Consider the following 19,551-nt stretch of genomic DNA (forward strand, 5'->3'; position numbering starts at 1 on the left):
CTATGGCAGGTCCAAGAAGAGGCGGTCGTCGTCGTAGAAAAGTTTGCTACTTTACTGCAAACGGAATTACGCACATCGACTATAAAGAAGTAGATCTTCTGAAAAAATTCATTTCAGAACGTGGTAAAATTTTACCAAGACGTGTTACAGGTACTTCAGCGAAGTATCAACGTCAGTTAACAACTGCAATTAAACGTGCACGTCACATGGGATTACTTCCTTTCATTAAAGAAGAAGCTTAATCTTAACACCCTCACTGTACTAGAGGTTACAGCGAGGGTATTTTTTTCTGTTTTATTTTGAAAACGATTGCTTTATAGGCTAAAAATATTTTATGATTACTATAACTATAAGTGGAGGTGTATTCCATGGAAAACACGAAGAAAAGTCTATTTCAAAGAACGTTAGACGTGATTGAAAAAATTGGATCACGTTTACCGGATCCCTTTGTACTATTTTTAATATTTGCAGTCTTAATAGTTGTTATATCAGTTATTGCAACAAGTCTTGGTGCATCAACAGTACACCCTTCAACAGGTGAAGTTGTTGAAGTTAAAAGTTTACTGTCACGTGAGGGTATTGAATTTATATTAACTGAGACAGTGACGAACTTTACAGGATTCGCACCACTTGGTCTTGTTTTAGCGATGATGCTCGGTGTTGGACTTGTAGAAAAAGTAGGATTTTTTGATTATGTAATTAGAAAAACTTTACTTAAAGCACCACCATTTATACTTACGTATACAGTTGTGTTTGTTGGTATTATGGGGAACATTGCTTCAGATGCTTCCGCAGTTATCATTCCGCCACTCGCAGCGCTCGTATTTTATAAAGTTGGACGTCACCCACTTGCTGGTCTTGCAGCAGGTTTCGCGGGTGCAGGTGCCGGATTTACAGCGAACTTATTAGTCGCGGGTACAGACGTATTACTTTCTGGTATTTCTACAGAAGCGGCGAGAATTATTGATCCAGAATTTGTAGTGACTCCATTAGATAACTACTTCTTTAACGTAGTATCAGTATTTATGTTAACGATTATCGGTGGGTTAATTACGACGAGATTCATAGAGCCAAGACTCGGTACATATGAAGGTGCAGTAGAAGATGAAGAAGAAACTGAAGTTCAAAATGGTGGACGCGGTGTGTTATTAGCGGTAATCGCATCAGTTATTTACTGGGGACTTATCGTTGGTGGATTCTTCTTACCAAACTCATATTTAGCAGGAGAAGACGGTGGATTTTTAAATTCTCCATTATTAAAAGGAATTGTACCTGTTATTTTAGTATGGTTCATGATTGTTGGTGTGACGTTTGGCTTTACGACAAAAGTGTTAAAGACTTCAACAGATGTCACTAATAAAATGGCGGAAGCGATAAAAGATATGGCACCTTATATCGTATTAGTGTTTGCGATTGCTCAGTTCATCGCGTACTTTAACTGGTCTAACTTAGCAATTTGGTTAGCAGTAAACGGTGCAGCATTCTTTGAAAGTATCCAATTCACAGGTATTCCGCTAATTATTCTATATGTCATATTTACTGGTTTATTAAACTTCTTAATTACTTCAGGATCAGCAAAATGGGCATTAGAAGCACCGGTATTTATACCGATGTTTATGCAACTCGGTTATGACCCAGCATTCGTACAAGCAGCATACAGAATCGCAGACTCTAGTATGAACATCGTAACACCACTGTATCCTTTAATGATTGTTATTATTTCATTTATGAGACGTTACGATAAAAATTCAAATATTGGAACATATATGTCATTAATGATTCCATACGCATTCTCATTCTTATTTGCATGGATCATATTACTATTAGTGTTCTACTATACAGGCCTGCCACTCGGACCAGGTGCATATACGTTATTAGAATCTAGAGGATAGAAGGGATATTTATGGACGAGCTAATTAAGTATGCAAAAGAAAATCGTAGGTTACTACATCAAGTTCCAGAAGTTGGATTTACAGAGTATATTACGACATACTTAATTTATGAAAGACTGTCTCAAACAAACTTTAATTTATATGTTGGAGACGATGCACTCGATATTGACACGCAAGTCGGTTTACCGAGTGATGACGTAATGGCAAACACATATCAACGTGCATTAGATTACGGAGTACCGTCTTCATTTCTAGAAAAAATACACCCGTATAAAACAGGTGTAGTTGCGACAATCGATACAAATCAAAAAGGACCTCATGTGGTCCTTCGATTTGATATCGACGCGTTACCAATTAAGGAAAGTAATGAGATTGAACACGTTCCGTTTAAAGAAGGATTTCAGTCGAAACATGACGGTGAGATGCATGCTTGTGGTCATGACGCTCATGCAGCGATTGGAATTAGCGTAGCGACGTATATCGACGAACATATCGATGAGTTAACAGGAAAGTACACAATTATATTTCAAAACTCTGAAGAAGGTGTTAGAGGTGCGGCAAGTTATGCTAAAAAAGGTTGGTTAGATGATGCGGACTACTTTTTAAGTGGACACGTCGGGACAATCAGCGAAGAAGTCGGGACAGTAGGAGCGACAGCGACAAACTTTTTAGCAAGTACAAAGTTCAACGTTGAACTTTTCGGTCAGTCATCTCACGCGGGGTCTAATCCGCAAGACGGCAACAACGCACTTCTCGCAGCATCAGCGATTGCTTTATCATTAAATACAATCGCACCACATAGAGAAGGAGCAACAAGGTTAAACGTCGGTACACTGCAAGCAGGACAAGGTCGAAATATTATACCGGATTATGCAAAACTCGAGTGTGAGTCACGCGGGGAAACGACACAGTTAAATGAATATATGTTTGAACGTGCAAAAGAGATTATCGAAAACGGTGCAAAGATGTACGGCTGTGAGAGTAAAATTACGGTTGAAGGATTCGCACCGAGTGCGACATGTTCTAAAGAGATGATCGATATTGTGAAAAGTGCGACTGTAAGTAATGACGCTGTAAAAACAATTGTCGATGAAGTGTCTATGGACGCATCGGAAGATGCAGCAGTATTTATAAATATTGTTCAGGAGAATAATGGGAAAGCGACGTATTTAATTTTTCCATATCACTTAAAGTACGGTCACCATCATCCGTCGTTTGATGTTGATGAAGCAGTTCTAGAAGTTGCGATTACGACATTTATTAATATTTTAAATGAGTTAAAATGAAGGATTTGAAATTAATGAAACATGAAGAATTTATAAAAGATATTATTGAGTCAAAATCAAAATTTTTAAACGAGGTTAGTACGTATATATTTGAACATCCAGAGACGCGCTTTCAAGAATATAATTCATCAAAAAAGTTAATCGAAACGTTAAAACATGAAGGATTCGAAGTTGAAGAAAATGTCGCAAATATCGATACGGCATTTTTAGGAAAATTTGGTTCTGGGAAACCAGTCATTGGTTTTCTTGGAGAATTCGATGCATTATCTGGTTTAAGTCAAGAGCCAGGCATTGCTGAGCATAGTCCTATTGAAGATGGAGGGAATGGTCACGGTTGTGGACATAACCTACTCGGTATCGGGTCACTTGCTGCAGCAATCGCTGTAAAAGAATATCTCGAAGCTAATAATCTAGAAGGAACTGTAATTTACTACGGAACGCCAGGAGAAGAAGGCGGATCTGGTAAAACATTTATGAGTCGTGAAGGCGTATTTGATGATTTAGATTATGCATTTTGTTGGCATCCAGCGCCAATTAACGCTGTAATGATGAACAAAACACTCGCAAACTATCAAGTGAAGTTTAAATTTAAAGGTACGAGTGCACACGCTGCACAATCTCCTGAACTTGGTCGTAGTGCGTTAGACGCTGTAGAACTTATGAACGTTGGCGTTAACTATATGCGTGAACATATGAGTGACACGGCGCGTGTCCATTACGCAGTGTTAAATACAGGAGGAACTTCTCCTAACGTCGTTCAATCAGACGCAGAAGTGTTGTATTTAATCCGTGCAGAAACGTTAAAAGAAACACGCGAATTATTTGAACGTGTTAAAAAGATAGCTCAAGGTGCTGCATTAATGACAGAAACAGAATCATCATTTGAAATTCAAAAAGCATGTTCAGACTACGAACCGAACCGCGCACTTGAAGCGGTCATGTACGATTATCTTAAAAAAGAAGAAGCGGAAATTACTTTTACAGATGAAGAACTCAAATTCGCTCAAAAAATTGTCGATACACTTTCAGATAGTGAAAAAGAAGGAGCAATTAAAGCCAATGAGAGTTTTGGTGCGGTTGTAGATGGCGAAAAAGTAATCGGAAAACCATTAAGTGACGTCGTTCATGATTACGTTGTAACGGGCAAGGTAATGCTCGGATCAACAGACGTTGCAGATGTAAGTTGGGTCACTCCAACTGCACAAATATCTGCAGCAACGTCAGCATTTGGAACACCACTTCATACGTGGCAAATGACAGCGCAAGGTCTATCAAGTTATGCATTTAAAGGGATGTACAGAGCAGCGAGAGTGATGGCAAATACAGCAGTTCACGTACTTCATGACGAAACACTTCTAAGTGAAATGAAAGAAGAACACGAAGAAAAACTAAAAAAACAACCATATGAAAACCCGATTCCAAAAGATGTAAACCCGCAACCATAAAAAACGAAGAGAGGATATTATCCTCTCTTCGTTTTTTTATTATTCCCTTCTATAAATGAACGCTCAGAGTTCAGCCCATAGCTATCCAGTATTTCTACAAATTCTTCATCTTCTAATACGTGATTCGCCTCAGATTTTGGCTTTAAATCTGTTTCATCATCTATTTCGACTTCTTTTTTACCATCATTGATAATAAGTATAAACTCACCGTTTATAAGTGCTTCATGATACGTATTTAAACTCTCGCCATCTAGGTTAAAGCGGCGTGATATGAGTGATTCTGGAGATTTGTTAAAAAGCCCTCCAACGGTTCTTTCCCATATCGTTCCATCACCTTTTACAAATTCAACATCTGTATTATGTTTAAATTCTTTCGTTGGTCGTTTATTACTGACTACAGTCATTTGGCGCGTCTTAATAAAATTTAATTTTAATTCAGTAATTTTATCAACGAGCGATTTTTCGTCTTGGAATGTATATAGCGTCATCATTTCAACCCCTATTATTGATCTATGTACTTAAATGATACCATAATCGTCTATATGATAACTCGCTCTGTTATAAGTTGTACTTTTATAATTTATAGGATATGTTTATATCAAATATACTTATGAGGTAAAAATAATGTTGAAAGAATTGATGTTCTATTTAAAAGATAAACGACAACGACTCAAATGGACTCAGCACGATTTATCTCTTGAGAGTTCAATTAGTCAAACGGTGATTTCACGCATTGAAAATGGACACGATACGGGAAGTGTACGAGAGTTTTTTGCCTTGTTAGAAACGTTAGATATCGACAGAGAAGAATTCATCATGCAACTCGATTTAATTAGTCCGAGAAAGCAATTAGATGACGCAAGGAAACATAAAGATTTTACTAAAATGAAAGAAGTACTTGAAGGTATTCCAAGCTACATACGTGAGAAAAATTCATACTTAAATACATATTGTATATACCATGAAGCACTTTTAAGCTATAGAGCAGACGATTTAGTTCGTGCAATCCACTTGTTACAAGAAGCTAAATCAATGCTAGAAATATACAATCCTATCGACGTGATACTCGCAGAGATTCATTTAATGATAGGGATTATAGAGTTACAGTTAGGACGAGAAGCGTTTCAACATTTTAAAAAAGCGAATCATGTTATCAAAAATGTCCTTGTTACTCGACAAAACTTTAAACATATCATAAGAGTTTATGGTAACTTAGCAGCAATTTATTGCCGTAAAGGATGGTTTCATCTTGTAAAAAGAGAGTTAGACAATGCAACAGCGCTACAAAAGCAATTCGAGTCGACGTATTTAAAAACAGACATCGAGTATTCACGACTGTTGTTATACATGAATACAAAGGACCCCTTACTACATGATCAATTCACGTATATGAAATGCTTATTAAAAGATTATCCAAATGAGAAAATCAAGCAAAGATTAAGCAATATTCGTATACGAATAGATTAAAATTAATCGATAACATTTAAAATACGCTCTGCTATAATCGATTTAAATTTACAATCATTTAAATTAAGAGGAGAGATATTTAATGAGAATGTTATATTTAGTCACTACGATGTTAATTACAATACAACAGTTGGACGACTGCATCTGTCCGGATTTTATTATTTTTTAAAATAGTGAGGCATATTGATGAAGTCGTTAAATGATCGATTATTGATATGTGATATTTTAGAATGCAAGAAACGTGAAAGCAGCTGCGACGAAGTAAAGCGTTACTGTGATTATTGTATCGATATTATTAAAAGCGGAATTAGCAGTATGTATAAAGAAGTGTTCCAGTTTTTAGAAATGGATGAAGAAATTAACAACCAACTGATTAAAGAAGTAAATCGAATTATTAAGATGTATGAAGAAGTTGAACATTTATTAAAACACAATGATGCGTTATACAAACGATATCAACATCAACTATTTACTGGATTTACAGACCATCTATGTGAGAGCTATTATCTATTTTTAAAACGTCATAACAAAGTAACGATTCCGCGTCACCCTGGAAAACGTAAATCATTAAAAGAATATCGAAACTTTTTAAAGCGCTTTAATTACTCGATACGAGAGGAATATTTATTTGTAAATGAAAAAGAAGATACGAATTGATGTGCTACCCTAAAGTTGGATTTTAGTGTCCAACTTTAGGGGTGCAGCTCAAATTAACGTCTCTTCTTTTTCATTAATTTTAGTAATTGTCTCTTTTACTTAGATCGATTTTTTCTTCATCTTCAAGTTGTACTTGCCCTATACTCTGATACGGAATATAAAGTACGTATTGATCAGCATCCATAGCGTTACTAAACTCTGTTTCTTCATAAGGAGTAAATTGTAAATCTTCAGTAGCTCGCTCTTCGCCGTCTTTATCAGTAAATAAAGACTCAAACTTTTGCCATAAATTTCCTTCTCCCATACGAATTTCTACATCATGCTCGCGAGTAAATTCTGTCGGAGGAGAATGTTTTGAGAAAAGAATGACACGTCTTTCATCGACACCTTCGTGTCTTAATTGTTGTACTCTTTTACTTACGTTACCGATATCATCATACACTTCTATATTTCTATTTTGTTCCATAATAGAACACCTCGTTTATTTTATAGTCATACTTATATCTACCCTAAATAAATTCATGTAAACAGATATAATTAAATTCATACACAATTTAGACAATTTAAAATATTTAATCTTGAAAATAATATACTTTAAATACGTTTTAGACTGGTCTATAATAGTACTAATCTATTTTAGGAGGCTAGTTCAATGTGGGAAAACAAATTTACTAAAGAAGGATTGACGTTTGACGACGTACTACTTATGCCAGCTCATTCAGAAATTCTACCAAGAGAAGTAGACACAAGTGTGCAACTGACTGACAAAATTAAGCTCGGCATTCCAATAATCTCTGCAGGTATGGATACTGTTACAGAGTCTAAAATGGCGATTGCGATTGCACGCCAAGGTGGTTTAGGTGTTATTCACAAAAATATGTCAATCGAAGCACAATGCGAAGAAGTAGAGAAAGTTAAACGTTCAGAAAACGGTGTAATTACAGATCCATTCTTCTTAACAAAAGAAGAAAAAGTATTCGCAGCTGAACATTTAATGGGTAAATATCGTATTTCAGGTGTTCCAATTGTAAATAATCCAGAAGAGAAAAAACTCATTGGCATCCTAACAAATCGTGACTTACGTTTTATTACAGACTATTCAGTAGTAATTGATGACGTAATGACTAAAGAAAATCTGATTACAGCACCAGAAGGTACTACGTTAGAAGATGCACAGAGCATTCTTCAACAACATCGTATTGAAAAGCTTCCAATTGTCGATGAAAACAACGTATTAAAAGGTTTAATTACGATTAAAGACATCGAAAAAGTCATCGAATTCCCAAATGCTGCTAAAGATGAGCATGGACGCTTACTTGTAGCTGCAGCAGTTGGTATTTCTAGAGATACAGACAAACGTATTGAAGAATTAGTAAAAGCTGGTGTAGATGCGTTAGTTATCGACACAGCACACGGACATTCAGCAGGCGTTTTAAACGCAATCAAAAAGATTGTTGAAGAATATCCAGAAGTCGAAGTAATCGCAGGAAACGTTGCCACAGCTGAAGGTACGAGAGCTTTAATTGAAGCGGGTGTTGACGCAGTTAAAGTAGGTATTGGACCAGGATCTATTTGTACAACGCGTGTCGTTACAGGTGTTGGTGTACCACAAATCACTGCAATTTATGACTGTGCAACTGAAGCACGTAAACATGGTAAATCAATCATCGCAGATGGTGGTATTAAATTATCAGGAGATATCGTTAAAGCTTTAGCAGCAGGCGGACATGTCGTAATGCTAGGTAGTTTACTCGCAGGTACGACAGAATCTCCAGGTGAAATTGAAATGTTCCAAGGTCGTCGTTATAAAACATATCGTGGTATGGGATCGCTCGGTGCAATGGAACAAGGTTCAAGTGACCGTTACTTCCAAGATGAAAAAGAAGCGACTAAATACGTTCCTGAAGGTATCGAAGGTCGTACAGAGTACAAAGGACCTGTAGCAGATACAATTTATCAGTTAATGGGTGGATTACGTTCAGGTATGGGTTACACAGGCTCTAAAGACCTTAAAGCATTAAGAGAAAACAGTCGATTCACACGTATTACGTCAGCTGGACTTATCGAAAGTCACCCACATAACGTTCAAGTTACTAAAGAAGCTCCGAACTACTCTATTTAAGAGAGAGGCTATAAACTTATGGAAATGGCAAAAGAACAAGAACTTATTATTGTAATAGATTACGGTAGTCAATATAACATGCTTTTAACACGTCGTATTCGTGATTTAGGTGTATATAGTGAATTACGTAATCCAAGTATTACTTTAGAAGAAATTAAAGAACTAAATCCTAAAGGTATCGTATTATCAGGTGGACCAAAATCAGTATACGAAGAAGATGCATATACTGTTGATAAAGGTATTTTTGACTTAGGAATACCAGTTCTCGGTGTCACGTATGGTATGCAGTTAATTGCATACAATAACGGTGGAGAAGTAAAACCATTAGACAACGCATTTTCAGGTGTTGATACGATTGAACTTAATACTGAAAGTCCATTATTTAAAGGATTAGACAAAGAAGTTAACGTTGCGATGAGTTACCATGACGAAGTTGCGTCAATCGGTGATGACTATGAGATCATCGGAAGTACGAAAGACTCAAAATACGCAGCAATTCAGCATAAATCAAAACCTATTTACGGTATTCAGTTCCACCCAGAATCAAAATCAACAGAGAATGGTGATACATTTATCGAAAACTTCGTAAGAGATATTTGTGAATGTCACGGTGAATGGACGATGGGTAACTTTATCGACATCGAAGTTGAGAAAATTCGTGAAGAAGTTGGCGACAAAAAAGTAATTTGTGCGATGAGTGGTGGAGTAGATTCATCAGTTGTTGCAGTACTTATGCAAAAGGCGATTGGCGACAATTTAACATGTATCTTTGTAGATCACGGCTTACTTCGTAAAGGTGAAGCGGAAATGGTAATGGAAGCGTTCGGTAAAGGATTTAACATCAACATCATTAAAGTCGACGCACAAGACCGTTTCTTAGGAAAATTAAAAGGTGTGTCTGATCCAGAACAAAAACGTAAAATCATCGGTAACGAATTTATTTATGTATTTGACGATGAAGCGGCGAAACTTAAAGATATCGACTACCTTGCACAAGGTACGATTTACTCAGACGTCGTTGAATCAGGATCTGAAACGTCAGAAACAATTAAATCACACCATAACGTTGGTGGATTACCAGAAGATATGGAATTTAAACTCATAGAACCAATCGCGACACTCTTTAAAGACGAAGTGCGCCAATTAGGACTTGAGTTAGGTATTCCTGAAGAACTCGTATGGCGTCAACCATTCCCAGGACCAGGTCTAGGAATTCGTGTCCTCGGAGAAGTGACAGAAGAAAAATTAGAAATCGTTCGTGAAACAGACTATATTTTACGCGATGAAATTCAAAAAGCAGGCTTAAATAAGAGCATTTGGCAATACTTCACAATATTACCAGGTATCCGATCAGTCGGTGTAAAAGATGATAAAAGAACGTACGACTACACAGTAGGAATTCGTGCAGTACACAGTGTAGACGGAATGTCATCAGACTTTGCGAAAATCGACTGGGATGTACTTGAAAAGATTTCAAAACGCATGGTAAAAGAAGTTAAAAATGTAAACCGTGTCGTGTATGATATTACTAGCAAACCACCAGCAACAATTGAGTGGGAATAATAACAAAACCGTAGCCAAGACTGATATGCTACCGAGAAGTTGGACTTTTGGAATTAAGCAGATTGTAAGGTATGTTTCCTGAATTGTTCAGGAGACATGCCTTTTAATTTTAGTTTAATTCTACCTTTATCATATTGTCTATACTATTAAATGATTAGGCGTTTAAAATTAATCGGACAAATTCATCGACAACTTTTAAATTTAAGCTTTCTTCTTTATACGCTAGCCACGTATTTCTATAAATATTTTTACCATTATCTTTAATTGGCATCGTATAGAGGTTGTTTTCATTTTGAATGTTAATAGCTGGAACGATTGTATAACCGAGTCCACGTTTTACCATCTCTATACTCGTTTCTATTCGGTCAACTTCCATTGTTGTATAGACTGGAGAATTATAATTATCTCTCCACCACTTATCGATTGTATTTTTTAAACTGAGATCTGTTAGGTATTGTATATAGTTCTCTCCTGGTAAGGAATCTAAATCTAACTGCTTTGTTGAGATAATATGTAGATTATCCTTTTCAAGTATGTGCTTTTTACTGTTCCACTTAAAATCTCCTCTTAGAAATGCGACGTGTATCGTTTCGTTTTGGAGCTTTTCTAATATTTTACTACTCCATCCGGTTACGAGTTCAACTTCAATATTCGGATATTTTTTAATAAAATTTTCCAGTAAATCTGGTAATTCATAATGCGCATAGTTACTCGAAGACCCGATGTGAATGGTCCCTTGAAGTTCATCTTTCATATTTTTTAAATGATCCAGTAGCTTTCTTTCTTCTTTTAACATTCTCTTTGAATGTTCAACTAAATAAATACCTTCAGCAGTAAAAGAGATTCCTTTATTTCCTCGATGTAAAATTTGTATTCCAAGAGATGATTCGATTTGTTTAATTCTGTAAGTTAATGATGGTTGTGTCGTGTACAATCGTTTAGCGGTGCGTGTTAAATTCATTTCTTCATATAGAGTAATTAATAATACCCAATCTTTCGTATCCATTTTTAACCTCTTGATATAAATAAATTCTATTAGTTTATATTTAATATATATATTTTACTTATGTCAAACGATTTCATAAAATTTATATAAGAGAACTTTTAAAAGGAGTAATAAAAATATGGAATATAAATTTGACATTGTCGTTGTAGGTACTGGTAATGCTGCGTTATCAGCAGCAGTTGCTGCAAGTGAAGAAGGTAAAAAAGTATTGATGCTAGAAAAGGGACCAAAAAATAATAGAGGCGGAAACTCGTTTTTCACAGACGGCGCGATACGCTTTGCATATAAGGATTTAGATAGCTATAGAGAAATCGTGTCGGATATTTCAGAAGATGATGAAATCGTACTTCCGAAATACGATAGTGAAGACTTCTATAATGACATGATGAAAGTCACGCAAGGTAAATCGAAACCTGAACTCGCAAGACATCTCGTAGAAAATTCATATGACACAATTCTTTGGATGAAAAAACAAGGCGTAGAATTCATAGCAAATGAAAACCAGTATTTTGAAAAAGACGGTGTAAAAACGTTTTGGGGAGGATTACCTACAAAAACATATCGTAAAGGGATTGGTTTAGTAGAAGCATTATTTAAAAAAGCTGAAGAGAACGGTGTAGAAATATGGTATAGCTCACCTGCAGTTAAACTTGAAGCAAGTAATAATAAAATTACTGGTGTACACGTGAATAAAGACGGTGAGAACGTACAAATTGCTGCAGATGCAGTCATCTTAGCATGTGGTGGATTCGAAGCAGACGCTAAAAAGCGTACAGAAAATCTAGGTGAAGAATGGTCTGAAGCAGTCGTTCGAGGCACAAAACATAATACAGGTGACGGTATTTCTATGGCGTTAGAAGTCGGGGCTGTAAAAGCTGGACAGTATGATGGATGTCACGCACATACGACAGATTACAACGCACCAAAATTCGGTGATTTCGAAAAGCCTGGCGATATATACAAAAAATCCTCATATCCACTCGGTTTAATTGTAAACGCTGAAGGTAATCGATTTGTAGATGAGGGTGCGGATTTTAGAAACTATACGTACGCAAAATACGGAAAAGAGACGTTAAAACAAACAGATCATAAAGCATTTCAAATTTACGATAGCCAAGTAAAACCACTCCTACGTGTAGAATACGAAATAGACGAAGCGACTAAAATCGAAGCAAATACTTTAGAAGAACTTGCTGAAAAAATGAATGTCGATACAAAACAATTTTTAAAAACAATTGAAGAATATAACAACGCGGTTGTTGATGGTGACTACAATCCGAGCATTAAAGATGGTAAATCAACATCTGGCATTGACCCTAAAAAATCAAATTGGGCGTTAAAATTTAACGAAGCACCGTTTTATGCATATCCTGTAACTTGTGGGATTACGTTTACATTCGGTGGCATTAAAGTGAACGATAAAGCAGAAGTATTAAATGTAAATGACACACCAATCACAGGGCTATATGCAGCTGGTGAGATGGTCGGTGAATTATTCTATCATAACTATCCAGGTGGATCAGGACTCATGTCAGGATCAGTATTCGGAAAAACAGCAGGGAAAAATGCTGCGAAATTATAAATTTTAATTACTCGTCCTTACTGATGGAGCGCCAAAAGTTGGATTTTATATCTGGCTTTTGGAGTAGTCATTTTGGATGAGTTTTTTTATTAAACTAAATTGATATAATTAAATTAAAGCGCTTTAGGAGATTATTATGAGAAGACTATTGAAAGTAGATCTTGCTACTAAAATTAATGGAATCCTTTTAGGAGTCATTAGTTTGTTGATTATCTCTTTATCATCTTTTTATTTATATCATTATAGTCAAGAGTATTTTGAAAATGCTAAAGGGATAACACTTCAATCGGCAAAAACCGTTTCATACTTACCAGGTATTGTATCTGAGAATGCTCTAGAAGATAAGCAACAATTATCGATAGTAATGGATCAATATATTTTCGATACAGATATTGATTTTATAATTATTCAAGATATCGATGGAGAAGTATTATACCATCCGAAAAGTGAAGAAATCGGAAAAATTTATGATATAAAAGAAGAATCCAAAGCTCTAATATTTGGTGCTTATTATGTTAAAGAGAACAATATTGATATAGATGAAAGGGCATTCATTGCTTATGCGCCAATATATTCTGGGGAAGAGGTTCGTGAAGTTGTAGGAGTGGTTAAAGTTGGGTATTACAAAAGTAAAATTATTAGTGAAATTTATGAAAAGATAATTCAACTGTTAATAATTACGTTTGTCTTTATTTTGATTAGTATTTTTATAAGTAGATGGTTTGCTAACTATATAAAATCCGAAACGCTGGGTTATGAGCCAAATGAAATAACAAATATTCTTAAAAACAGAGAAAATATTTTTTCAGCATTGAATGAAGGTATTATTTCAACAGATTTAAATGGAAAAATTGAGTATAGCAATAGGGCAGCAAAGTATTTCTTCGATTTGCCTGATATCGATTCAATTGTATATATAGATGAATTTTTAAATACCGATATTAATCAAAATTTAGAATCAGCAAAAACGACTAAAAAGGCAGAGTATTTACAAGCTACGTTTAAAGAAAAAGAATTTATAGTGATTATAAATAATTTGTATGATAGAAATGAATTAAACGGTTATGTGTTTATTATACGTGATATGACGGAAAAGGTAGAACTTACTAACAAATTACAGATTGTTGAATCATTATTCGATGACTTAAGAGCGCAAAGTCACGAGTATAAAAACAAACTACATTTAATATCTGGGCTTTTAGAATTGAAACAGTATCACGGTATACGTGAAGTTATTGATGAAGAAATGAATAATATAGATGATTATCATAAAAATATATTTGAAATAGAAGATGATAATATCAAAGCATTGTTATTAGCTAAGATCAACAGTGCCAGAGAAAAACAAGTATATATTGAGATTGAAGAGGGAAGCCAAATGAATGAAATTATTAGTAGACGTTTTTTAAATTCGCTTCTGACAATCATTAGTAATTTGCTAGACAATGCGATAGAAGCTGCTTCTAATGAAAAAAATAAATCTGTTAAGGTATACTTTGGCTATTTTGATGATTGGCTAGAAATAATGATACAAGACTCAGGGACTAAAATCATAAATTCAGATGTGATTTTCAAAAAGGGATATTCAACGAAGGAATATGGTATTAATAAGGGATATGGTCTCTATAATGTTAAAAGAAATGTAGATTTACTAAATGGGTTTATTGACGTATTTACAACAAAAGAAAAAACGGTGTTTACAGTAGAAATTCCAATATATAGAAAGGACGAGTGAAATGAATATATTAGTAGTTGAAGACGACTTTCGTATTGGCGAAATGTATAAAGAGTATTTATCTAGCAATGCTGAACTGAGAAAAGTAGAATGTGTACTGAATGCAACGTCAGCAATAAAGTATTTAGAAAAAAACTCAGTAGATATTGTGATTATTGATATATATTTGCCGGATTTAACAGGAGATAAGTTGGCTGAAAAAATCTTAAAAAGACACCCTTATACAAACTTTATTATCATAAGTGCGAATCAAGATGCAGATATTATAAAAAAATTATTCAACCTTGGTATCCTTTACTATTTAGTAAAACCAGTGAAACTTGAGAAGCTAGGATATATAGTTAACCAATTCATAGAAACTAATAAGAGGTTAGATAAGCAAGAAGTTTTAAACCAAGAACAAATTGACGAGTATTTTCGAACTTCAGCAGAGTTCGAAGGGAAAAAGTTACCAAAAGGAATTGACTCCGTTTCTTTAGAAAAAATTAAAGCGGCTTTTGAGGATCAAAGTGAATGGTCATCGACTAAATTGGGATTAGAATTAGGGACTTCAAGGACGACAGTAAGAAGATACTTAGAATACCTAAGAGAACAAGGTCAATTAACAGTTACTCAAGAATTTGGAGATAAGGGACGACCAGAAAAAATTTATAAAAAATAGAATCGTGAACTTTATGTTCTTTAATAACATAAAGTTCTTTATATTTTTAAATATGATAGCGTTTACATATAAAGGAATTAAATTTATAATGAAAACTAACAAATTAAAAATGGGAGGAAAAGTATATGAAATTTAGATGGATGATATTACTTATGTCACTAGTCGCAGTGGTTCTAGGAGCTTGTAGCAGTGATGCTAAAGATGAATATCCAAATAAAAATATCGAGATAATAGCTCCAGCTACACCAGGTGGTGGATGGGATGCAACAGCCAGAGCAATTCAAAATGTTTTAGATAAAGAAGGAATCGTTGAACAAAATATGAATGTAGTAAACAAACCAGGTGGTGGAGGAGAAGTTGGTTGGCAGTATTTAAAGAACAAAGATTCTCACCATTTGAGTGTTAATTCAAGTTTAGTTATTGCAAATAATTTATTAGGGCAAAGTGAACTTACATACAACGATTTTACTCCACTTGCAGTGCTCGCAACAGAGTGGATTGCAGTAGCTGTACCAAATGGATCTGATATTGAAGGTGGAATAGATTTATTAGATAGATTAAAAGAAGATCCATCATCATTAACAATAGCTGTAGGACCTGCACTTGGAAACAACGATCACTTATCTTTTATTAATGTTGCTGAAGAGTATGGGGTTGATGTATCTGAGTTACGATTTATGGTTTATGAAAGTGGTGGAGATGTATTAACTGCATTACTCGGAGGTCACGTAGATTTAGCAACATTCTCTCTTTCTGAAGCTCAAGAACAACACGAAGCGGGGAATATTAGAGTAATCGCTACAACAGCAGATGAAACTATTGATGGGATGGAAAGTTGGCAAGATCAAGGTATAGACTTTAGTTTCCCACATTGGCGTGGGCTTATGGGACCACCTAATATGACAGAAGAAGAGATTGCTTATTGGGATGATGCAATCCAACAAATGGTGAAATCTGATGGATGGAAAACAGTATTGGAAAACAATGGTTGGAATGATTACTACATGGATAGTAAAGAAACTAAAAAGTTTTTAGACGAAAAAAATGCGATGTATGAAGATTTAATCGAAAAATCTGGTTTAGGAAAATAGTTATTTAAGCAGGTGAAAATATGAGATTTTTAATACCTGGGATTACGATAGTAATAGCAATAATTTATTTGATTTTGACCTACAACCTACCACAATCAAACATTGGAGATCCGACTGCAGCACAAAAATATCCTTTATTAATAGGATATGCACTATTAATTTTATCTATTTTGTATCTGATTTCTGAATTTAAGAATGAAGATTCTGTTCGAGAAGCATTTAAAATTTTTGCTGATAAGGAATTAACCATAAAAGTTATTGTGACATTAGGTCTATGTTTAGTTTACACATTTATTTTTGAAACACTAGGATTTTTAATATCTACGTTCCTGTTTTTAGGAGCACTATTATTCTTAATAAATGGTCCTAAAAAGTGGTTGTTAAATATAATTATTGCTTTAGTATTCTCAGTTGTAACATGGTACGCATTTGCAGAATTGCTGAAAGTGAGTTTACCGTAGAGGAGGTTTACAATGGGAATAGATTGGGGAAGTTTTTTAGAAGGTTTATCAATTGCGATTAGATTTGAAAATTTAATATTTATAATAATCGGTGGATTACTAGGAACTATTGTTGGAATGTTGCCAGGACTTGGCCCAGCTACCGCAGTAGCTGTATTAATACCAGTAACTTTTGGGATGGACTCAACTAGTGCATTAATTTTACTAGGAGCGATTTATTATGGAGCAATGTACGGTGGGTCCAGAAGTTCAATATTAATTAATACACCAGGCGATGGATCTGCTATTGCTGCAACTTTCGATGGTTATCCAATGACTAGAAAAGGTCAAGCAGGACAAGCGCTAACCATTGCTACACTAGCATCACTAGTCGGAGGACTTATCGCAGTCGTTGGATTTGTATTTTTAGCTGAGCCACTTGCTAAATTCGCATTAAAGTTTGGCCCTGCGGAATATTTTTTCTTACTGTTGTTTACATTATCTGCGGTAGTTTCTCTTTCAAAAGGAAACATGTTAAAAGGCTTCATTTCAATGTTTTTAGGACTACTTATTACAACTATAGGTATTGACTCTCAGTCAGGAGTTTATAGATTTACCTTTGGAATGCCACATCTAAGCGAAGGTATAGATTTCTTAGTTGTTATTATTGGTATTTATGCTGTAGGGGAAGTTCTATATAACATATTATTATTGAAAGATGAATCTTATCGAATTAAAAATGATGTTGGAAGTAAATGGATTACTAAAGAACAGTTTAAGCGTTCTTTTTGGCCAACTATTCGACAGTCTCCTGTAGGATTCTTAATAGGGATTTTACCAGGAGCTGGAGGTTCTATCGCGTCTATGATTAGTTATTCAACAGAGCAGCAATTATCTAAAAGAAGCGAAGAGTTCGGTAAAGGAGCACCAGAAGGCGTCGCTGCACCAGAATCCTCTAACAATGCTGCTGCAGTTGGAGCTTTTATCCCATTACTTACGATGGGGATACCGGGATCGGGAACAACAGCTGTAATACTTGGTGCATTGATTATGCTAGGATTACAACCAGGTCCAATGCTGTTTCAAAATCAACCAGAAATTGCTTGGACTTTTATAAACAGCTTATTCATAGGAAATATTGCTCTTGTTATAATCAATATTTTATTAATTGGTTTCCTAATTAAAATTTTAAGAACACCTCCAAACATTTTATATCCAATTATTTTAATTCTTGCATTTATTGGAACGTATACATTAGGTTATAGCATTATCGATTTCTTTATATTAATGATTTTTGGTGTAGTTGGTTTATTTATGAAAATTTTAAAAATACCAAGTGCCCCATTAATCTTAGCAGTAATTATAGGTAATCAATTAGAACAAAACTTTAGAATGGCAAGAGTTAGCTACGATAGTATCTTTGGAATGATGACAGCATCATCAATATCAATATTCTTTTTAATTCTTACAATACTATCGATACTCCTACCATTTTTATTAAGTAAGTTTACTCAGATTAGAAATCAAAGAGGATGATTCAATATGACTTGGTTTTTAGAGGATATGAGGTCACAGGAAGAGTTAGCCAATAGATTTTTAACTAGTATAAACGGTGGCGAAACAAATATTATAGTAGGAGCTCATGATGGTATGAGTTCTTTATTAGCAAAAGAGGTAGGATTTAAATATTTGTATCTTTCTGGTGGAGCATTATCAGCAAGTCTTGGTTTACCAGATATAGGTATTCTGACTCTAGATGATGTAGTTACGAAAGCAAGGGAATTAATAAGATCATCTAACATGCCATTGTTAGTAGATATCGATAATGGATTTGGAGAGCCATTGAATGTAGCACGTGCATGCTATGAACTAGTAGAAGCTAGAGTGGCAGCTGTTCAAATAGAGGATCAAGAGATACCAAAAAAATGTGGTCATTTGAATGGAAAAAAGTTAATATCAAAAGAAGATATGGTAAAGAAAATCAAAACGATAAAGCAAGTCACTCCAAGTTTAGTCATTGTTGCAAGATCAGATGCTCATGCAATAGAAAGTTTTGATGCAATGATTAATCGATTAAATGCATACGTTGAAGCAGGCGCTGATATTGTGTTCCCTGAGGCTATGCAAACTATTGAAGATTTTGAAAATGTAAAAAACAAAGTTTCAGCACCAGTTTTAGCAAATATGACGGAATTTGGTAAGACAGAATATATTAATTTAAAAGAATTTCAATTAGCAGGTGTGGACTATGTTTTATACCCTGTAACCTCTTTAAGAGCAGCTGCATTTAATACTAAATCTGTTTATCAACATTTAAAGACTCATGGTACTCAAGTTGATTATCTAAATAAGTTACAAACAAGAAAAGAATTATACGATGTATTAAAACTTCATGACTTTGAAAGTATGGATGAATCCATTGATAAAACAGAATTACCAAAGCATATCTTTTATGATGATTAAAAGTATTATTTTTACGTTTGTTAATAAAATCAAGGCTGTAGACTTATATGTCTACAGTTTTTTTGATAAATATTATTATATAAGCACACGATAAACAAGTTATAGATGGAATGATACTTAGTGATTATAATATTTATTAAG

General features: G+C 34.7%; 18 protein-coding genes and 1 pseudogene. 15 read left to right on the forward strand and 4 right to left on the reverse strand.

Annotation, left to right across the window (positions count from 1 at the left end; genetic code table 11):
• Positions 1 to 2 precede the first annotated feature (2 nt).
• The 4 genes from rpsR (at position 3) to HMPREF3177_RS03990 (ending at position 4,623) form a co-directional block, all read left to right on the forward strand.
• Positions 3 to 242, forward strand: coding sequence for a 30S ribosomal protein S18 (gene rpsR, locus HMPREF3177_RS03975; RefSeq protein WP_040928931.1), 240 nt, complete (start codon positions 3 to 5; stop codon positions 240 to 242).
• Between the two features lie 126 nt (positions 243 to 368).
• On the forward strand, positions 369 to 1,892 hold the full coding sequence (locus HMPREF3177_RS03980) for an AbgT family transporter (protein ID WP_068129043.1): 1,524 nt from the start codon (positions 369 to 371) through the stop codon (positions 1,890 to 1,892).
• Between the two features lie 11 nt (positions 1,893 to 1,903).
• Positions 1,904 to 3,178, forward strand: a complete 1,275-nt coding sequence (locus tag HMPREF3177_RS03985; RefSeq protein WP_083286856.1) for an amidohydrolase — start codon at positions 1,904 to 1,906, stop codon at positions 3,176 to 3,178.
• Between the two features lie 14 nt (positions 3,179 to 3,192).
• On the forward strand, positions 3,193 to 4,623 hold the full coding sequence (locus HMPREF3177_RS03990; protein ID WP_070457178.1) for a M20 family metallopeptidase: 1,431 nt from the start codon (positions 3,193 to 3,195) through the stop codon (positions 4,621 to 4,623).
• Between the two features lie 17 nt (positions 4,624 to 4,640).
• Here the strand turns inward: HMPREF3177_RS03990 and HMPREF3177_RS03995 are convergent, their stop codons facing one another.
• On the reverse strand, positions 4,641 to 5,114 hold the full coding sequence (locus HMPREF3177_RS03995) for a general stress protein (RefSeq protein ID WP_143861254.1): 474 nt from the start codon (positions 5,112 to 5,114) through the stop codon (positions 4,641 to 4,643).
• A gap of 133 nt (positions 5,115 to 5,247) precedes the next feature.
• Between HMPREF3177_RS03995 and HMPREF3177_RS04000 the strand changes: the two genes are divergently transcribed.
• The gene (locus HMPREF3177_RS04000) at positions 5,248 to 6,090 is read left to right on the forward strand and encodes a helix-turn-helix domain-containing protein (protein WP_068129035.1); all 843 of its coding nucleotides are present in this window, start codon (positions 5,248 to 5,250) and stop codon (positions 6,088 to 6,090) included.
• 186 nt (positions 6,091 to 6,276) lie between these two features.
• Positions 6,277 to 6,747 carry a hypothetical protein gene (locus tag HMPREF3177_RS04005; protein WP_070622657.1) on the forward strand — a complete coding sequence of 157 codons (471 nt, stop codon included), beginning with the start codon at positions 6,277 to 6,279 and terminating at the stop codon, positions 6,745 to 6,747.
• A gap of 79 nt (positions 6,748 to 6,826) precedes the next feature.
• Here the strand turns inward: HMPREF3177_RS04005 and HMPREF3177_RS04010 are convergent, their stop codons facing one another.
• Complete coding sequence (locus HMPREF3177_RS04010) at positions 6,827 to 7,213, reverse strand: general stress protein (RefSeq protein ID WP_070457179.1); 387 nt, start codon at positions 7,211 to 7,213, stop codon at positions 6,827 to 6,829.
• A 186-nt stretch (positions 7,214 to 7,399) separates the two neighbouring features.
• Here HMPREF3177_RS04010 and guaB point away from each other — a divergent pair, with 186 nt between their 5' ends.
• The gene (gene guaB, locus HMPREF3177_RS04015) at positions 7,400 to 8,869 is read left to right on the forward strand and encodes an IMP dehydrogenase (RefSeq protein ID WP_068129028.1); all 1,470 of its coding nucleotides are present in this window, start codon (positions 7,400 to 7,402) and stop codon (positions 8,867 to 8,869) included.
• Between the two features lie 18 nt (positions 8,870 to 8,887).
• Positions 8,888 to 10,432: a glutamine-hydrolyzing GMP synthase gene (gene guaA / locus HMPREF3177_RS04020; RefSeq protein ID WP_070457180.1), complete on the forward strand. Its 1,545-nt coding sequence runs from the start codon at positions 8,888 to 8,890 to the stop codon at positions 10,430 to 10,432.
• A 53-nt stretch (positions 10,433 to 10,485) separates the two neighbouring features.
• Here the strand turns inward: guaA and HMPREF3177_RS08715 are convergent.
• Both HMPREF3177_RS08715 and HMPREF3177_RS04025 read right to left on the reverse strand, forming a co-directional pair.
• Positions 10,486 to 10,560, reverse strand: a pseudogene (locus HMPREF3177_RS08715) (IS3 family transposase); the annotation flags it as partial.
• A 26-nt stretch (positions 10,561 to 10,586) separates the two neighbouring features.
• Positions 10,587 to 11,438: a LysR family transcriptional regulator gene (locus HMPREF3177_RS04025; protein ID WP_070457181.1), complete on the reverse strand. Its 852-nt coding sequence runs from the start codon at positions 11,436 to 11,438 to the stop codon at positions 10,587 to 10,589.
• A 118-nt stretch (positions 11,439 to 11,556) separates the two neighbouring features.
• Here HMPREF3177_RS04025 and tcuA point away from each other — a divergent pair, with 118 nt between their 5' ends.
• The 7 genes from tcuA (at position 11,557) to prpB (ending at position 19,410) form a co-directional block, all read left to right on the forward strand.
• Entirely contained in the window at positions 11,557 to 13,020 is a 1,464-nt protein-coding gene (gene tcuA, locus HMPREF3177_RS04030) for an FAD-dependent tricarballylate dehydrogenase TcuA (RefSeq protein ID WP_070457182.1), read from the forward strand.
• Positions 13,021 to 13,156: 136 nt separating this feature from the next.
• Entirely contained in the window at positions 13,157 to 14,755 is a 1,599-nt protein-coding gene (locus HMPREF3177_RS04035) for a sensor histidine kinase (protein ID WP_070457183.1), read from the forward strand.
• Between the two features lies 1 nt (position 14,756).
• Positions 14,757 to 15,416 (forward strand): response regulator, encoded by a 660-nt coding sequence (locus HMPREF3177_RS04040; protein ID WP_070457184.1) that lies wholly within the window; start codon positions 14,757 to 14,759, stop codon positions 15,414 to 15,416.
• A gap of 125 nt (positions 15,417 to 15,541) precedes the next feature.
• Complete coding sequence (locus HMPREF3177_RS04045) at positions 15,542 to 16,507, forward strand: Bug family tripartite tricarboxylate transporter substrate binding protein (protein WP_070457185.1); 966 nt, start codon at positions 15,542 to 15,544, stop codon at positions 16,505 to 16,507.
• A 20-nt stretch (positions 16,508 to 16,527) separates the two neighbouring features.
• Positions 16,528 to 16,968: a tripartite tricarboxylate transporter TctB family protein gene (locus HMPREF3177_RS04050; protein WP_070457186.1), complete on the forward strand. Its 441-nt coding sequence runs from the start codon at positions 16,528 to 16,530 to the stop codon at positions 16,966 to 16,968.
• A 12-nt stretch (positions 16,969 to 16,980) separates the two neighbouring features.
• Positions 16,981 to 18,483: a tripartite tricarboxylate transporter permease gene (locus HMPREF3177_RS04055; protein ID WP_070457187.1), complete on the forward strand. Its 1,503-nt coding sequence runs from the start codon at positions 16,981 to 16,983 to the stop codon at positions 18,481 to 18,483.
• Between the two features lie 6 nt (positions 18,484 to 18,489).
• Positions 18,490 to 19,410 carry a methylisocitrate lyase gene (gene prpB / locus HMPREF3177_RS04060; RefSeq protein WP_070457188.1) on the forward strand — a complete coding sequence of 307 codons (921 nt, stop codon included), beginning with the start codon at positions 18,490 to 18,492 and terminating at the stop codon, positions 19,408 to 19,410.
• Positions 19,411 to 19,551 lie beyond the last annotated feature (141 nt).

It is taken from the genome of Nosocomiicoccus sp. HMSC09A07, from assembly GCF_001808485.1.
GTDB lineage: Bacteria > Bacillota > Bacilli > Staphylococcales > Salinicoccaceae > Nosocomiicoccus > Nosocomiicoccus ampullae_A.

Excerpts from the sequence above, each read along its gene's own strand:
- rpsR (WP_040928931.1), top strand. The coding sequence starts at position 3 with ATGGCAGGTCCAAGAAGAGGCGGTCGTCGTCGTAGAAAAGTTTGCTAC.
- HMPREF3177_RS03980 (WP_068129043.1), top strand. The coding sequence starts at position 369 with ATGGAAAACACGAAGAAAAGTCTATTTCAAAGAACGTTAGACGTGATT.
- HMPREF3177_RS03985 (WP_083286856.1), top strand. The coding sequence starts at position 1,904 with ATGGACGAGCTAATTAAGTATGCAAAAGAAAATCGTAGGTTACTACAT.
- HMPREF3177_RS03990 (WP_070457178.1), top strand. The coding sequence starts at position 3,193 with ATGAAACATGAAGAATTTATAAAAGATATTATTGAGTCAAAATCAAAA.
- HMPREF3177_RS03995 (WP_143861254.1), bottom strand. The coding sequence starts at position 5,114 with ATGATGACGCTATATACATTCCAAGACGAAAAATCGCTCGTTGATAAA.
- HMPREF3177_RS04000 (WP_068129035.1), top strand. The coding sequence starts at position 5,248 with ATGTTGAAAGAATTGATGTTCTATTTAAAAGATAAACGACAACGACTC.
- HMPREF3177_RS04005 (WP_070622657.1), top strand. The coding sequence starts at position 6,277 with ATGAAGTCGTTAAATGATCGATTATTGATATGTGATATTTTAGAATGC.
- HMPREF3177_RS04010 (WP_070457179.1), bottom strand. The coding sequence starts at position 7,213 with ATGGAACAAAATAGAAATATAGAAGTGTATGATGATATCGGTAACGTA.
- guaB (WP_068129028.1), top strand. The coding sequence starts at position 7,400 with ATGTGGGAAAACAAATTTACTAAAGAAGGATTGACGTTTGACGACGTA.
- guaA (WP_070457180.1), top strand. The coding sequence starts at position 8,888 with ATGGAAATGGCAAAAGAACAAGAACTTATTATTGTAATAGATTACGGT.
- HMPREF3177_RS04025 (WP_070457181.1), bottom strand. The coding sequence starts at position 11,438 with ATGGATACGAAAGATTGGGTATTATTAATTACTCTATATGAAGAAATG.
- tcuA (WP_070457182.1), top strand. The coding sequence starts at position 11,557 with ATGGAATATAAATTTGACATTGTCGTTGTAGGTACTGGTAATGCTGCG.
- HMPREF3177_RS04035 (WP_070457183.1), top strand. The coding sequence starts at position 13,157 with ATGAGAAGACTATTGAAAGTAGATCTTGCTACTAAAATTAATGGAATC.
- HMPREF3177_RS04040 (WP_070457184.1), top strand. The coding sequence starts at position 14,757 with ATGAATATATTAGTAGTTGAAGACGACTTTCGTATTGGCGAAATGTAT.
- HMPREF3177_RS04045 (WP_070457185.1), top strand. The coding sequence starts at position 15,542 with ATGAAATTTAGATGGATGATATTACTTATGTCACTAGTCGCAGTGGTT.
- HMPREF3177_RS04050 (WP_070457186.1), top strand. The coding sequence starts at position 16,528 with ATGAGATTTTTAATACCTGGGATTACGATAGTAATAGCAATAATTTAT.
- HMPREF3177_RS04055 (WP_070457187.1), top strand. The coding sequence starts at position 16,981 with ATGGGAATAGATTGGGGAAGTTTTTTAGAAGGTTTATCAATTGCGATT.
- prpB (WP_070457188.1), top strand. The coding sequence starts at position 18,490 with ATGACTTGGTTTTTAGAGGATATGAGGTCACAGGAAGAGTTAGCCAAT.